This window comes from Aneurinibacillus sp. Ricciae_BoGa-3, from assembly GCF_028421645.1.
GTDB lineage: Bacteria > Bacillota > Bacilli > Aneurinibacillales > Aneurinibacillaceae > Aneurinibacillus_B.
Map to the genome: position 1 here is coordinate 127,067 of NZ_CP116887.1, position 15,623 is coordinate 142,689.

At 46.8% G+C, this 15,623-nt stretch carries 17 protein-coding genes and 1 other annotated feature; of the genes, 15 read left to right on the plus strand and 2 right to left on the minus strand.

Annotation, left to right across the window (positions count from 1 at the left end; genetic code table 11):
- Positions 1-78: 78 nt before the first annotated feature.
- Positions 79-627, minus strand: coding sequence for a hypothetical protein (locus PP175_RS00660; protein WP_272441005.1), 549 nt, complete (start codon positions 625-627; stop codon positions 79-81).
- A 125-nt stretch (positions 628-752) separates the two neighbouring features.
- On the opposite strand from PP175_RS00660, the gene PP175_RS00665 reads away from it, so the two are divergent.
- From PP175_RS00665 to rsmI, 10 genes are all read left to right on the plus strand, one after another.
- Positions 753-1,844 (plus strand): Rossmann-fold NAD(P)-binding domain-containing protein, encoded by a 1,092-nt coding sequence (locus tag PP175_RS00665; RefSeq protein ID WP_272441006.1) that lies wholly within the window; start codon positions 753-755, stop codon positions 1,842-1,844.
- A 64-nt stretch (positions 1,845-1,908) separates the two neighbouring features.
- The gene (locus PP175_RS00670) at positions 1,909-2,088 is read left to right on the plus strand and encodes a sigma factor G inhibitor Gin (RefSeq protein ID WP_272441007.1); all 180 of its coding nucleotides are present in this window, start codon (positions 1,909-1,911) and stop codon (positions 2,086-2,088) included.
- Between the two features lie 81 nt (positions 2,089-2,169).
- Positions 2,170-3,642, plus strand: coding sequence for an aminotransferase class I/II-fold pyridoxal phosphate-dependent enzyme (locus PP175_RS00675; RefSeq protein ID WP_272441008.1), 1,473 nt, complete (start codon positions 2,170-2,172; stop codon positions 3,640-3,642).
- A 77-nt stretch (positions 3,643-3,719) separates the two neighbouring features.
- Positions 3,720-4,358, plus strand: coding sequence for a dTMP kinase (gene tmk / locus PP175_RS00680; RefSeq protein WP_272441009.1), 639 nt, complete (start codon positions 3,720-3,722; stop codon positions 4,356-4,358).
- 15 nt (positions 4,359-4,373) lie between these two features.
- The gene (locus tag PP175_RS00685) at positions 4,374-4,889 is read left to right on the plus strand and encodes a YaaR family protein (RefSeq protein ID WP_272441010.1); all 516 of its coding nucleotides are present in this window, start codon (positions 4,374-4,376) and stop codon (positions 4,887-4,889) included.
- A 31-nt stretch (positions 4,890-4,920) separates the two neighbouring features.
- Complete coding sequence (gene holB / locus PP175_RS00690) at positions 4,921-5,898, plus strand: DNA polymerase III subunit delta' (RefSeq protein ID WP_272441011.1); 978 nt, start codon at positions 4,921-4,923, stop codon at positions 5,896-5,898.
- The gene (locus tag PP175_RS00695) at positions 5,895-6,716 is read left to right on the plus strand and encodes a PSP1 domain-containing protein (RefSeq protein WP_272443140.1); all 822 of its coding nucleotides are present in this window, start codon (positions 5,895-5,897) and stop codon (positions 6,714-6,716) included. Before holB ends, PP175_RS00695 begins: the two co-directional genes overlap by 4 nt.
- 16 nt (positions 6,717-6,732) lie before the next feature.
- Entirely contained in the window at positions 6,733-7,098 is a 366-nt protein-coding gene (gene yabA / locus PP175_RS00700; protein ID WP_272441012.1) for a DNA replication initiation control protein YabA, read from the plus strand.
- Between the two features lie 86 nt (positions 7,099-7,184).
- Complete coding sequence (locus PP175_RS00705; RefSeq protein WP_272443141.1) at positions 7,185-7,904, plus strand: tRNA1(Val) (adenine(37)-N6)-methyltransferase; 720 nt, start codon at positions 7,185-7,187, stop codon at positions 7,902-7,904.
- A gap of 1 nt (position 7,905) precedes the next feature.
- Entirely contained in the window at positions 7,906-8,790 is an 885-nt protein-coding gene (gene rsmI / locus PP175_RS00710; protein WP_272441013.1) for a 16S rRNA (cytidine(1402)-2'-O)-methyltransferase, read from the plus strand.
- Positions 8,791-8,951: 161 nt separating this feature from the next.
- On the opposite strand, the gene PP175_RS00715 is transcribed toward rsmI, so the two are convergent.
- Positions 8,952-9,215, minus strand: a complete 264-nt coding sequence (locus tag PP175_RS00715; RefSeq protein ID WP_442870410.1) for an AbrB/MazE/SpoVT family DNA-binding domain-containing protein — start codon at positions 9,213-9,215, stop codon at positions 8,952-8,954.
- Positions 9,216-9,718: 503 nt separating this feature from the next.
- Positions 9,719-9,947, plus strand: a binding site (T-box leader).
- Positions 9,948-10,018: 71 nt separating this feature from the next.
- Between PP175_RS00715 and metG the strand changes: the two genes are divergently transcribed.
- The 5 genes from metG (at position 10,019) to rsmA (ending at position 15,601) form a co-directional block, all read left to right on the plus strand.
- Positions 10,019-12,016: a methionine--tRNA ligase gene (metG, locus tag PP175_RS00720; protein ID WP_272441014.1), complete on the plus strand. Its 1,998-nt coding sequence runs from the start codon at positions 10,019-10,021 to the stop codon at positions 12,014-12,016.
- 43 nt (positions 12,017-12,059) lie between these two features.
- The gene (locus PP175_RS00725) at positions 12,060-12,827 is read left to right on the plus strand and encodes a TatD family hydrolase (protein WP_272441015.1); all 768 of its coding nucleotides are present in this window, start codon (positions 12,060-12,062) and stop codon (positions 12,825-12,827) included.
- A 177-nt stretch (positions 12,828-13,004) separates the two neighbouring features.
- Positions 13,005-14,105 (plus strand): resuscitation-promoting factor, encoded by a 1,101-nt coding sequence (locus PP175_RS00730; RefSeq protein WP_272441016.1) that lies wholly within the window; start codon positions 13,005-13,007, stop codon positions 14,103-14,105.
- Between the two features lie 69 nt (positions 14,106-14,174).
- Positions 14,175-14,726, plus strand: a complete 552-nt coding sequence (gene rnmV, locus PP175_RS00735; protein ID WP_272441017.1) for a ribonuclease M5 — start codon at positions 14,175-14,177, stop codon at positions 14,724-14,726.
- The gene (gene rsmA, locus PP175_RS00740; RefSeq protein WP_272441018.1) at positions 14,723-15,601 is read left to right on the plus strand and encodes a 16S rRNA (adenine(1518)-N(6)/adenine(1519)-N(6))-dimethyltransferase RsmA; all 879 of its coding nucleotides are present in this window, start codon (positions 14,723-14,725) and stop codon (positions 15,599-15,601) included. Before rnmV ends, rsmA begins: the two co-directional genes overlap by 4 nt.
- Positions 15,602-15,623 lie beyond the last annotated feature (22 nt).

The following is a 15,623-nucleotide window of genomic DNA, read 5'->3' on the forward strand; positions in this document are numbered from 1 at the left end:
ATAATTTTGCTGCTAAATACGAAAAAGCCGATTACCCTTTTTAAGGGGAAACCGGCTTTCACATACTAGGAGATATTTTTAGATGGAATACAGGCCAATTCCAAGGTGCTCATGTTTGATTACCAGTTGTGAATTCGCTTTTTTCCATTTCTGTAAGCGGAATATCGTAAGAATTCGTGGGATGCTTAGGGCAAAATGAAAGCTAAACATAAAAAAACCGTACACCATGCCTACCCATGCAGCGGTAAATAAACTACCCGCTATGCCAAACATGAAGAAAGACCATTCGAGCTGCTGATAATGGTGGATGGAAAGAAAATTATGGGTTCTCCAACCTCCCCATGGGGAAACGAGTGCATCGATATGCCAGCGGGGGGATAAAGCGGCGGCATAACAAAAAGTAAAGAAGGATAAGCCTTGAAGCAGCCACAGGATTGGAATAAAACCTAGTGAATGAAACATCATAGTATTAGTTGCACCAAGCTGCTGCTTAGCAAAAAGAAACGAACTGGCAAGCACAACAGCCTGTATGCCTATCATAATAAATCCCCATCGATAGCGATAAAAGAGCGTGTGGCTGTATACGGTATGGTTTTTGTCCAATTTGCTTGAGTTTTTTTCTCTCATGTCACGGTATATCCTTTCGTGCTGCATTATTCTGTTTTCTATTATTGCATACAATTTATCTATTAGAAAACACGCAATTGGAAAGATCTACATCGGCCGTTAAGGCTATATAGGGGGGACGCAGAATGGGGGGGTTCATAACCCGTTGGATGATAGCAGGGAGTGGTCCATATGCAGAAGCGGCGGTTCGTTTTTTTACCTCCCTAAGGGATGAAGGCTTTGTTTACTCCACAGAACAAGTGCAAAATGAATGCGAATTCTCCTATCTGCTTTATGTAGGTTCGCTGCCTTTTGAACAACAGCAACAGGCACCAGAAGAAGAGCTGCATCATTTTCTAAATCAGTGGATGCCAAAGTGCAAGGAAAGCCCGGCAAATGCTATTACACTTCTTCTGGCCCGCCCTTTTCTGCCGGGTACCGTGCAACGCATAACGCAGCTGTTTAGGGATCGAAACATCGAAATCTCTGTCGCATCCTTTCCGCTGCTTGGCTTAAAAATGGCTGCCGGGCAATCAATTGAATGGAATCCACCGGCTTTTATTATCGGTACAACTGAAGAGGGAAAAACGCTTAAGCACTTGCGCCGGGAATTGGTGCGTTCTGGTTGCCCGGTAATGTTGATGTCCCCGCGTGAAGCAGAGATGCTCAATTATTTATACATAAATGAATCTACCAATAGAGCGCACATACAGCAATTGGCCGGTTTACCTGACTTGCCAAAGTATGACTGGGTTACCATTCTGCGTGGATTAGGGCTGCATCCTCAGATCGGACAACAGTTCTTTTGTGCCGACGATGTTCCTGCAGGCTGGATTTGCCGGATGGTGGAAAAGCATGTTGTTATGGATAATCAAAGCAAGCCGGTGATAGCTATCTGGCAAGCCGGCGGTACATGTGTAGGCGAGATTAGGAATAGGCTGGAACAAATGGGGTGCCAGGTTCAAATCTATTGCCCGGAAACAAAGACAAAGCGAATGACCGGACTGGATTTATCTCTCGGAAAGTGGCAGACGCTCAATGCTGCTCAAGCTCTCGTAATAGTAGAGCGGCATAAAGAATTTTCTCAGCTGATGCTGGCTGAATGGGAGACTCACCTTCAAGGAAAACACTCCTTTCCGCTGATTATCGATTGCTGTGGCCTTTATGAACCGGAAGAAATAACAACGATTGGCTGCCGTTATATTTCTTTTGGACGAGAAATTTTTGAAACCTTTTGATTTTATGTATGAAATTCTAGCCGGTGGGGAATAACTGCTCATAAAACCAAAAAGGATGAGGAAAATGGAACGGGAAGATCATTGTATTGTTTGCGGCAGAAAAGATAGAGAAGGAATCTTTATTTTTACTGCTTTTGTTTGCCGCAGTTGTGAACAGGAAATGGTGACAACAGAAGTAAATGAAGATAAATATCTGTATTTTATTAAGCAAATGCGCCAGATATGGCTCAAGCAGAATGCATAGGCCCTTCCAATAAATGTGGAAGGGTTTTTTTCTGCCCAAAATGCTGTATCATAGTAGGTATAATCAAAAAAGAGGGATGTTATGTTAGGGCATAATCGCGCTCCGCTGTATGAAGCGCTTGAGCTATACAAACAAAAACAAAATGTATCTCTTCATGTACCCGGGCATAAGGATGGGGAGGTTTTCGAACCGGAATCACAGGCTTTATTTGCGCCAGTGTTAGCCATTGATGCAACAGAGGTTGAGGGGCTGGATGATCTTCATCACCCATCCGGCGTCATTCGGGAAGCCCAGCAGCTGGCTGCAGATGCTTTTGGGGCGGACGAGACCTTTTTTTTAATTGGCGGTTCAACTGTAGGCAACCTGGCAGCAGCCCTTACCATCTGCAGTCCAGGCGATACAGTACTTGTACAGAGGAATGCCCATAAGTCCGTATTTAATGGCCTTCTTCTTGCCGGCAGCAGGCCTGTTTATATTACCCCTGATACAGAAAAGGAAACCGGGGTGGCTGCTGGCCTTACCGCCAGCAGCATCCGCACCGCGCTAGAGCAGTACCCGGAGGCAAAAGCGGTGTGGATTACAAATCCAAACTATTATGGCATGGGTATCGATGTCGAGGAAATAGCTCACATTGCCCACGATTCAGAGATACCTCTCATCGTGGATGAGGCGCACGGTGCTCATTTCGGGCAGGCCGACAGCCTTCCTAAATCCGCGCTTCAGTCGGGCGCTGATCTTGTTGTACAGTCTACACATAAAATGTTAACGGCTATGACCATGGCCTCCATGCTTCATATACAGGGCAAACGAATTTCCCGGCAAAGGTTGGTTTCAACACTATCAATGGTGCAGTCGAGCAGCCCTTCCTATCCGTTAATGGCTTCACTTGACCTTGCCCGGAAATACCTTGTCACAGAGGGGCGGGAGGCTATCTTTAAGTCGCTTGTACTGCTCAACGAGATGAGACAGCAACTAACAGATGAGCTGAGCTCTCTTTTAATTTGGTCTGGCGTATCCAGACATATTCATTCCGTGGATCCATTTAAATGGGTACTATCCAGCCGATTCCGAAACGTAAGTGGATATGAACTGCTTAAATGGCTTGGAGAAGCCGGTATTGTTGCGGAGATGGCTGATGTGTACAATGTAGTGATCGTTTTTCCGCTATCTGTTACCAGCCATCATATGGATCAATTGCGTAAAGCGCTTCTTATATTAGATGAAATATTAGATAAAAAATCGGCAGCAGCCGATGGTTTCCGGGTAATAGATTTTCCGGTACCTGAAGTGGGGGAGCTTTCCTATCCACGAATTTCATTGAAGGAAGCATTTGAAAGCGGGCATAACCTGGTTGCGCTTGATGAGACGGCCGGGAAGATTTGCGGCCAAATGATCATCCCGTATCCACCCGGCATCCCGCTTTTGCTCCCCGGCGAAAAAATTACGTCCGCACATATCCAGCAAATAAGGCTGATTAAGCACGCGGGCGGTATTTTCCAGGGGGGACAAGATGAGAATATGACAGGCCTATTAGTACTGGCCAATGACAGGTAAGCAAGCAGCAGCTGTAAGAGAGTGGCAAACAAGCAGTTAATAGAATAGCTGAATCGGTGATTTGTATAGGAGGCATCATGAAGGGATTTTTTATCACGTTTGAAGGGATGGACGGATCGGGAAAAACGACCCAGATCCAGCTGCTCTATCAAAACTTAAAAGAAAGAGGCTATGATGTAATTGTCACACGGGAGCCAGGCGGAACGGCCATCAGCGATAAAATCCGTACACTTATTTTAGATCCGCAAAATACAGAAATGCAGGCCATGACGGAAGTCCTGCTGTATGCCGCTTCCCGGGCACAGCATGTCAGGGAAAAAATTAAGCCTGCCCTTGATAGAGGGGCTATCGTCCTGTGTGACCGTTTTGTCGATGCAAGCATCGCGTATCAGGGCTATGGGCTCCAGCTGCCCCTTGACCAGGTAATAGGCGTCAATCGGATAGCTGCAGACAACCTTCGTCCGGATCGCACCTATTTTCTCGATATACCGATGCAGAAAAGCCGTGAAAGGCTAGAAGCCCGGTTTGGAGCCGAAGGGCTGGATCGGATAGAACGAAAGCCATTGGACTATCATAGCCGCGTAAGAGAAGGGTTTGCCTCCCTATGCAGGCAGGAGCCGGACAGAGTGGTAATTGTGGGTGCCGACCGTGAAATAGAAGCGATTCAGAAGGGGATTTTCGAAGATCTGGTTCGTTTTATAGGCAAACGGGATTAGACTGCCTGAGGGTGCATGTCCGGAACAATCCTTCCGATAATAGTAGAAAACTTGGCTGACTATACCATTCATGGAGAGAGGAGATTGCCTGTGCGTATTGGGGAAAACATGCCAATCGACAAAACGCAGGGGCCCGAACAGAAGCAGAAGGTTCTCCCCCAGTATGTCGATTTTGAAGAAGTAATGAATAAGCGCAGCCAGCAGCTTGATGTGGAGAAGCTGAACAAACTGATTGAGCAGATCGATATGCAGGGTGAGAGGCTGGGCCGTTCGCGCACGATTAAGGATTTAAAGCACTATAAGTCTCTTGTTAAGAATTTTATGGAAGAAGCCGTAAAAAACGGAGTGGCCCTGGAAGAACGACATGGATTTAGCCGCCGCGGACGCAGTAAAGTCTATAAAATTATAACGGAAGTAGATAAAAAGCTAACAGATGTGACGAACGCCGTTCTGGATAAAGAAAAGAAAGGCATCAACATACTGGATACAGTCGGAGAAATCAAGGGCCTGCTTGTTAACATGTACATGTAGCAGGCTAACAGAAGAAACAGAGGATGATAGCATGTGGCAGGATTGTTATGAACAGAAGCAGATTGCGGAGTTTCTGCACCGCAGCATTCAAAATGATCGGCTCGCTCATGCTTATTTATTTGCAGGGGCGGCCGGTTCAGGAAAGCGTGATATGGCGGTCCAACTGGCTAAAGCGGTGTTTTGTCAGCGCGGGGACGGGAACAGCTGCGAAACATGTGAAAACTGCCGGCGTATTGCCTCGGGCAATCATCCGGACGTGCACAGAGTTGCTCCGGAAGGAACCCGCATTAAAATTAAGCAAATTGAAGAGTTACAGAAAGAATTCTCTTATCGTGCGATGGAATCGCAGCATAAAGTTTATATAATGGTAGAAGCAGATAAGATGACAACCGAAGCGGCCAATAGGCTACTTAAGTTCCTCGAGGAGCCGCCAAAAGGTGTCGTCGCCATTTTGCTTACTGAACAGGCAAGCAACATATTACCCACCATTCTTTCCCGCTGCCAGGTTGTTGCGTTTCCTTCCTTGCCGGAGGAATCCATTGTTGCCCGGCTGGAAGAAGAAGGTGTGCGGCCCGGTCTGGCCCGCGCTGCAACAGCGGTTTCTTTTAATTTAGTTAAAGCCCGTGAATTATGTGAAGCAGAATGGTTTGCACAGTTTAGAATTCTAGTGATACAATTGACTGAGGACATTATGGAACGGGGCTCTTATGCTCTTGTTTCCATTCATGATAAATTATTGAAAGCTGATAAGGCTGTTGATGAAATAGACCTGTTTCTTGATCTACTTGTGGTGTGGCTGCGTGATTTACTGCTTTACTTGCTGGGAAGAGAATCCCGCATTACGAATATAGATCAGATGGAGACCATTGCAAGACATACTGTCCGCTGGGGTCAGCGGCGTCTTGTAAACGGAATGGGTACAGTCTTGATAACGAAAAACAGGTTAAGCCATTATGCTAATCTGCAGTTATCCTTAGAGGACATGGTACTTCGTCTGCAGGAGGGATAACCATTTTATACGATGTTGTAGGTGTCCGCTTTAAAAAAGCGGGTAAAATATATTACTTTGACCCAGGCGATTTCCAGATTGAGACGAATGATTACGTTATTGTGGAAACAGCGCGCGGTGTTGAGTACGGGCAGGTTGTAATTGGGCATAAGCAGGTGGAGGAGGAGGATGTCATCCTTCCCCTAAAGAAAGTGCTGCGTATTGCGGATGATAATGATTATCTGCAGGTTGCGGACAACAAGAAGCTGGCGAATGAAGCGTTCGGCGTTTGCCAGGAGAAAATTGCCGTTCATAAGCTGGATATGAAGCTGGTTGATGTTGAATATACGTTCGACAAAAACAAAATTATTTTTTACTTTACTGCGGATGGACGTGTGGATTTCCGTGAACTGGTAAAAGATCTGGCTGCAATCTTTCGCACACGCATTGAACTTCGCCAGATAGGTGTGCGTGATGAAGCCAAGATGCTTGGCGGTATCGGCCCATGCGGGCGCATACTCTGTTGTTCCACCTTCCTTGGTGATTTCGAACCGGTTTCCATAAAGATGGCTAAGGATCAGAACTTATCACTAAATCCTGCAAAAATTTCCGGTTTATGCGGAAGGCTCATGTGCTGCTTGAAATATGAGAATGATAACTATGAGAGTGGCAAAGAAGTACTGCCGGATATCGGCCAGGAAGTGGTAACAGCTATGGGATACGGCCGGGTTGCCGGCGTAAATATCCTGGAGCGCAAAGTTCAGGTTGATTTGTATGAAGCCCAACGAATTCTTTCTTTTCCTCTGGAGGATATAAGCGTACTTGAAAAGGTGGAGTAGATATTGAGGTGGAGTTGTGGATAAGCAGAACATATTTCACCAGGTTTCTTCAATAGAAGAGCAGGTAGGAAACCTGTATCAAGAACTCGGACAAATTAAGAAACAAGTGATTGAGCTTCTGGAAGAGAATCAAAACCTCATAATCGAGAATCAACACCTTAGAGAGCGGCTGCAGCAGAGGGAGCAGCAAATAACAAAGCAGGGAAAACAGGAGAAAAACACTTCGAAAGGCAGCAGAAAGAAAAAGCCGGCTGTCGGGGAGGGCTACGATAATTTAGCTCGCCTTTATCAGGAAGGTTTTCACATATGCAATCTGCATTACGGAAGCCTGCGTACCGAAGGGGACTGTCTTTTCTGCCTGTCGTTTCTTAATAAACAATGAATCTCGGAGCGACCCGTTTAGGCGGGTCGCTTTTTTAGAAAGGAAATGGTAAGGTGAACAGCGTATGCCTTAATCCCGGGGAAAGAATGGATGATTTGCTCACTAAAAATATGAAAATTATCCAAAGCGATGAGGTTTTCTGTTTCTCCATGGATGCTGTGCTGCTTGCCCGGTTTGCGGGCATTCCTCCAAAAGGGCGAATTGTGGATTTGTGTACGGGAAATGGTGTGATTCCCCTTCTCTTAAGCACAAGAACTGCGGCGCATATTGATGCAGTCGAAATTCAGGACAGGTTGTATGATATGGCCAGCCGCAACATCAGACTAAACAAGCTGCACGAGCAAATTACCGTATACCATGGTGATGTAAAAGAAGCGGTATCTTTTCTGGGAAATGGGAAGTACGACTTTCTTACATGTAATCCGCCATACATGCCGGTAGTGGGCGGTGATAAAAATAAAAGCAGCCATGTTGCGATTGCCCGGCATGAAATCCTGCTAACGCTGGAGGAAATGATCCAGGTAAGCTGCAGGCTTGTACGGTCAGGCGGAAAGGTTGCATACGTACATAGAGCCGGCCGTCTGGCAGATATTATAAGCATTATGCGTGCATATCGGATCGAGCCAAAGCGGGTGAGGTTTGTCCACCCGCGCGCGGGGGCGGATGCTAATATGCTTTTAATTGAGGGCATTAGGGATGGCAAACCGGACATGAAGATTCTTCCGCCGCTCATTGTTTACGGGGAAGACGGGCAGTACTGTGAAGAGATATACTCCATTTACTATGGGAATAAGACGGAGGATTAATATGTTTATACAAAAAAGTTTTTCCCCTGTAATTGAGAGCGGAACGCTTTATCTGGTGGCTACTCCAATCGGAAATTTGGAAGATATGACAATGCGGGCGATTCGCACGCTCAAAGAAGCGGATATTATTGCTGCAGAGGACACAAGGCAGACCCGGAAACTGCTTACCTATTTCGAGATTGATACGCGTTTAATCAGCTACCATGAGCATAATAAGAATGCGAGCGGCCCCGAGATTATCCGCTTGTTAAAAGAAGGCAAACAGGTGGCACTAGTCAGCGATGCCGGCCTCCCGGCAATATCCGATCCGGGAGAAGATCTAGTTCGAATGGCAGTGGATGAGTGCATAACCATTGTACCGATTCCCGGCGCTAATGCAGGCCTTTCCGCCCTTATCGTATCGGGTATTCCAACAGACCGGTTCGCTTTTCGCGGTTTTCTTCCGCGTGACAATAAGCAGAGGCGGCAGGAATTAGAGCGGCTCAGCAAGTACCCGGAAACGCTTATCTTTTACGAATCGCCACACCGGGTAACTAAAACATTAAAAGAAATGGAAGAAGCATTTGGGAACAGGCAGGCTGCTCTTGGCCGGGAATTAACGAAAAGGTATGAGGAGTTTATTCGTGGCACCCTCGCCGAAGTCCGGCTGTTTCTGGAAGAGCAGCAAGAAGTGCGCGGGGAGTTCACAGTCATCGTCTCGGGAAACAGCGGGGAGTTGGCAGGTGATCAGCAATCGAGATGGTGGGATGAACTAACGGTTATCGATCATGTTGAGGCGTACCTCCAACAGGGCCTCGATACGAAGGCTGCTGTTAAATCCGCGGCAGATGACCGGGGTGTCCCCAAGCGGGAAGTTTACAACCAGTATCACAAAACCGGTGAGTAGGGCCATCGGAGACAGAACAAGTCGCAGCATGGAAAAAGCAGAAAGCCGAGAAAACAAAGGGAAGTGGCCTTTGTCTTCTCGGCTTTCTTATATACATAAGAGTAACGAAGTTTGTCGACTTTCGCCTGCGGCTTGCCGCAGCCAAGTAATGACTTCTTCTATTATATAGATGATAATGCGTGCTGCGGCACTGGCATGTGCTCAAGGCAGTCCCCGCATATAATTTTATTTTTATACGTTACCGTGTTCTCAACGCTGCCGCAGAAAATGCATGCCGGCTCATATTTTTTAAGCATAATTCGCTCGCCGTCCACGTAAATTTCCAGCGCGTCTTTTTCACCAATTCCTAACGTACGGCGCAATTCTATCGGGATTACAACCCGGCCTAATTCGTCTACTTTTCGTACGATTCCTGTGGATTTCATTGAAATAGTATCTCCTCTCATTATTCCTATTTAAGAAATTATCGCCATTAATTCGCCAAAATTCGACAAAAGATATTTATCACTATAATAACAGTGTTTCCAATTCTAGTCAACCCATTTACTACCATATGGTTAGGGACAAATGAAGGCGAAGGAGACACACAGGAAAGACCAGACCAATATTTACCGACGAACCCTTGAAAACACTGGTTTTTTATTGCAGTTTCCACTTTCGTTCAGCAGCCTGGCAACAGCTAGTGTAAATTTTGCACCCTTTAAATTGAAGCAAATATTTCCCTTAAATTCTGAAAGTTTACAGAGGAAATACCATGCCGATAAGGTAAATATAGGTTTATCACTCCAACCACTTGACGAGGATAGGGTGTTTCTGTATAGAATAAGAGTGAATCACCCTGCGGGTACATCTGATTCGAATTCAGCAATGAAGTTAATCGACGCAGTTGAATACGATATTAATGAAGTGGTAATATTAGCTAACATAATTTGCCGCAATGACGGGAAGAGTAATCTGTTTCTTTTTCTTCACAGAGAGCTGGAGTGGGTGGAAGCCGGCAGGAAAAAGCAGATGAATATGGCCCCTGAGCGATCGCTTTCGAGCTTGGCCCTAAGCCGAATAAGGAAGCGACGTGGCCCGCGTTAAGGGATTGAGCCTGCAGACCTAACTTGGGTGGCAGGGAATTTGGGTGGTACCACGAAGCTTTCGTCCCAGCAGGGATGAGGGCTTTTTTTGGTTGAATAAAAGTTTGAATCTAATGAAAAAGTGGAAAGAGAGGGTTTAACAAATGGCCAAACCAACTTTTTATATCACGACGCCGATTTATTATCCCAGTAACACGCTTCACATTGGAAATGCTTATACAACGATTGCTTGTGATGCACTTGCCAGATATAAAAGACTGCGTGGGTATGATGTTTACTATTTAACAGGTACGGACGAACATGGTCAGAAGCTGCAGCGCCGTGCCGCAGAAGAAGGCAAGAAGCCGTTGGAATTTATCAATCCGATTGTGGATTGGATTAAAGACCTGTGGGCACGCCTGGATATCTCCTATGACGACTTTATCCGGACAACGGAGCCGCGGCATATGGATGCCGTTCAGAAGATTTTTCAGAAGCTACTGGAGAACGGAGATATCTACTTAGGAGAGTATGAAGGATATTATTGTGTGCCGGACGAAGCCTTCTGGACCGAGCACCAGGCAAAAAAAGGCGATAAATATGTATGCCCGGACTGTGGACGGGAGGTATCGCTTGTTAAGGAAAAAAGCTACTTCTTCCGCATGTCGAAATACCAGGATCGCCTGATGAATTATATTCAGGAACATCCGGAATTTATCCAGCCGGAATCGCGCCGCAACGAAATGGTAAACAATTTCCTCAAGCCAGGGTTGGAAGATCTCTGTGTGTCCCGTACCACATTTGACTGGGGGATCAAACATCCAACTGACCCGGAACACGTCATTTACGTGTGGATCGATGCACTGGCTAATTACATTACAGCGCTTGGATACTTGCAAGAAGATGACTCTAAGTTTAGAAAATACTGGCCGGCAGATGTGCACATGATTGGCAAAGACATTCTGCGTTTTCATACGATATACTGGCCAATTATCCTGATGGCCTTAGATCTTCCGCTCCCGAAAAAAGTTTTTGGACATGGCTGGCTGCTCATGCCCGATGGAAAGATGTCTAAATCGAAGGGGAATGTTATCGACCCGAAATTCTTAATTGACCGTTATGGCTCCGACTCCATCCGCTATTTCCTGCTTCGTGAAATTGCCTTTGGCCAGGACGGCGTATTCACACCGGAAGCGTTCATTCAGCGGTTGAACTTCGACCTTGCCAATGATCTTGGCAACCTGGTAAGCCGCACTGTAGCCATGATTGAGAAATATTTTGACGGGGTCATTCCTTCTCCTTCTGATGAGGAACCGCTGGATAATGACCTTAAGGAATCTGCCCGAAAAGCTCTTGCGGGCCTCGAAGAGAACCTGGATGAGATGCGCTTCGGAAATGGGCTGGCACATCTGTGGGATTTTATCAGCCGGACCAATAAGTATATTGATGAGACAACCCCATGGGCACTTGCTAAAGACGAGGAAAAACGCGGCCGTCTGGGTACCGTGATGTATAATCTGGCAGAGAGCATTCGCATTATCTCCATTGCCCTGCAGCCGTTTGTGACAAAGACGCCTAAAAAAATCTGGGAGCAGTTGGGCATCCAGGAAGGCGAAGGTTTAACGGATTGGGAGTCTGCAAAAGTATGGGGTAAATTACCGGGCGGACTGAAGGTAAACCGGGGAGACGTTATTTTCCCGCGCCTCGATCTTGAAGAGGAAATTAAGGTGATCGATGAAACAACGGCGGCTGCCCGGAAACAGGCAGAGGAAAACAAGAAAAAACAGGAAGCATTAAGCGGACAGCAGCCTTCAGCAACGGACAAGCCGGAAAGCAAATTGGAAATAGGTATTGATGATTTCGCGAAAGTGGAACTCCGTGTAGCGCAGGTACTGGAAGCGGAAAAAATCCCGAAAGCGGATAAGCTGATGAAGCTGCAGCTGGATCTGGGCTATGAACAGCGCCAGGTCGTTTCGGGGATAGCTAAGTATTATACACCAGAGGAGCTTGTGGGTAAAAAAGTAATCTGTGTAACTAACCTTAAACCGGTGAAGCTGCGCGGGGAGCATTCGAATGGCATGATACTGGCCGCATCTGTGAATGATAAGCTGACGCTTGCAACCGTTCCTGACTCCATGCCTAACGGGGCCATTGTCAAATAAGAATAAAACGAGTAGACAGCATCGTCAAAGGAGGCATTAGCACGTGCTTTTTGATACACACGCCCATTTGAATGACGAGAAATTTGAGGAAGACCGGGAAGCGGTTATCGCGCGGGCCCGGGAAAATGGGGTTTCGTACATCTGCAACATCGGCTATAACAGAGAAACCATCGAGACATCGCTTGAACTGGCTCATAACTATGATTTTATTTACACGGCTATCGGCTGGCACCCGCAGGATGCAAAAACGCTGACAGACGCGGATCTTGAATGGATTGAGCAGTTGGCCAGAGATGAAGAAAAAGTAGTAGGAATTGGAGAAATCGGCTTGGACTATTATTGGGATACCTCCCCTAAGGATGTGCAGCAGGAGGTATTCCGCAAGCAGATTCGCCTGGCAAAAAAGCTTAACCTGCCCATCATCATTCATGATCGGGATGCCCATCAGGATTTACTGGACATCCTTCGTGAGGAAAAGGCTGAAGAAGTAGGCGGGATCATGCACTGCTTTTCAGGCAGTCCTGAGATGGCGGAGCAGTGCATGGCGATGAATTTTTACATCTCCCTCGGAGGACCTGTAACATTTAAAAACGCCAGGAAGCCTAAAGAAGTGGCGGAGAGGGTGCCGCTGGATCGGCTGCTTATCGAGACGGATTGCCCTTATTTAACACCGGAACCTTATCGTGGAAAGCGAAATGAGACCGGTTATGTCCGCTTTGTAGCCGAACAAATTGCTGCTTTAAAAAATATTTCGTTCGAAGAATTGGCTGAAATCACGACGAAAAACGCGAAAAAATTATTCCAAATTTAGACCTTATGTAAAATATATCCATACCAGCCACCTTAGTAATGACAAGGGTTGAGCGCCTAACCAGGACAATATTCCTATTGAAAAAACGAAAAAAGTGTCGAACAGTCTGTAAATTACTGGTTTGACAAAGTTTTGGGATATGTTCTACAATGGCACTCGACCACTAAGGAGGCAGATATGATTTTAAAAAACAGTTTAGTTCAGCTTGGTGTAAAGAGGCGCCCAAGGACGGTTCTGTACATAGCTGGTGCGATGATTGTTGCCGTGAGCCTTGGGTTCCTACTTAATGCTTTACAGAAAAAAGAGATAAAGTTTGTTTGCAATGGTGAGCAGATGGCTGTGGACACCAAAGCGGAAACACTGCAGGAGTTTTTAAAGGATCAGGGGATTCACCCGGATTCACATGATTTCATTCAACCCGGGTTGTCCACACCGCTACATAACGGGATGCAGGTTGTTTTTACACATAGAACACCCGTGACACTCACAGTAGCAGGCAGCAGACGATTGGCTTATACGCAAGGACAAACCATTCAGGAGGTGCTTAACGAGCAGAGAATTAAGTTAAACCCGCTTGATAAAGTTGAGCCGCCGCTCAACCAGGAAGTGAAAGATAATTCAGTTATTTTTGTTAGTCGGATTAGCCAAAAAATTGTACCAATGCAGAAAACAATAGCCTTCAATACAGAAGAAAAACAGGACGGCACGTTAGCCCGGGGACAGTCGAGAGTGATACAAGACGGACAGCCGGGCAAAGCCGTAGAGCGATATGAAGTAGTCTATACGAATGGAAAGCCAACCTCAAAAAAACTTCTTGATGCACGAGTGCTTGTACAGCCTAAAAGCAGAATCATGGCACTTGGTACAGCAAACATGGTAACGGCTTCACGCAGTGAGGTGTCAACCCGGCGTGCAGCAATGCTGGCGGGAGATGGCAGCGGCCTATCCTTCACCCCGCGCGAAGTGTTGGACATTACCATGACAGCTTATTCATCTGACCCTGCATCGAACGGTTATTCACCCAATGACCCGGGCCGGATGATTACAAAAACAGGAACAAAATTGACGGAAGGAAGAACCATAGCAGTAGACCCTAGTGTTGTTCCGCTTGGCTGGTGGGTTTATATTGAAGGGTATGGTTTTCGAAGGGCTGAGGACACCGGTGGCGCCATCCAGGGGGATCACATTGACCTGTTTTTCAATTCGGAACAGGATGCAAGCGACTTTGGCGTTCAGCGAAAAAAGGTGTATGTGATAGGCCCAAATAAACCAGAATAATGGTATGATATAACAGGGAAGGAAGCCTTCCCTGTTCTTTTTGGTTTATAAGGAGAGTAGGTTCTTGCAATGATTAAAGAAATTATCGTGGTAGAAGGCAAATCGGATACCGTGGCTATCAAACGGGCCGTTCAAGCCGATACAATAGAAACAGGCGGTTCAGCTATCTCTGGCCGCGTACTTGACCGAATCCGCCGGGCGCAGCAGACGCGGGGCGTTATTATTTTTACGGATCCTGATTTTCAGGGCGAGAGAATCCGCAAGATTGTCAGCCAGCACGTTCCGGGCTGTAAACACGCTTTTATTAAGCGGGATGAAGGCAGAGGGAAACGAAACCTTGGTGTGGAGTATGCCACGGATGAAGCAATCAGACGGGCTCTGGCTGAAGTCCGCACGGAAGCGGATGCGCCTGAAGAACAGATTACAATGGACGATTTAATTGAGGCAGGCTTAGTTGGTGGAGCCCAGGCCAGAGACAGGCGATTTCGGCTTGGAGAAAAGCTGGGAATCGGGTATGCAAATGCCAAACAGCTGCACAAAAGGCTGCTTATGCTGAAAGTATCCCGAGAGGAATTTGCTGCGTCTTTAGCCTGGCTTGAAGCACAGGAGGAAAACAAATGAACAACCGCGATATCGCGACGCCAACCAGAACGAGAGAAATTCTGAAAAAATACGGGTTTACCTTTAAGAAAAGCCTCGGACAGAATTTTCTGGTTGATCTTAATATCCTTGATAAGATCGTGCAGGCAGCCGAACTCACGCCTGAGAAGGGTGCGATCGAAATAGGGCCAGGGATCGGAGCGCTTACAGAGCGGCTGGCCCGTGAAGCGGGTAAAGTCGTTGCTATTGAGATTGACCAGCGTCTGTTGCCGATTCTCAAGGATACGCTTTCCCCGTATCCACACGCGGAAGTGGTTCATGGCGACGTTCTTGAAATGGACCTGGCCTCCTTAATACAGGACAAGTTTGATGGCCGCAGGGTAAGTGTCGTGGCAAACCTTCCGTATTATGTTACCAGTCCTATTCTAATGAAGCTTCTGGAAGAGCGCCTGCCGCTTGAGAACATTGTGGTGATGATTCAGAAGGAAGTGGCCGAGCGTCTAGCTGCTTCACCCGGCAGTAAAGCATACGGGGCGCTTACGGTGCTGGCACAGTTTTATGCTGAGTCAGATATTGTAACCGTTGTCCCGCACAGCGTTTTTATTCCCCAGCCAAACGTTGATTCAGCAGTGCTCCGGTTACGAATCCGGGAGAAACCGGCCGTGGACGTTGATAGTGAGGCCATGTTTTACCGGGTAGTCAAAGCCAGTTTTGGGCAGCGGCGGAAAACACTCTCTAACAACCTGATTAATAACTTGTTTGGCAAAGAGCGTAAAGAGGGCATGCTGTCCATTCTTGAACAAGTCGGGATTGATCCGGCCCGCCGCGGGGAGACACTCTCCATTAAGGAATTTGGCGAGCTCAGCAATCTGATTAGCCGCCATGGCGGCCTGTAAGCATATGAACCCCTTCTCCCGC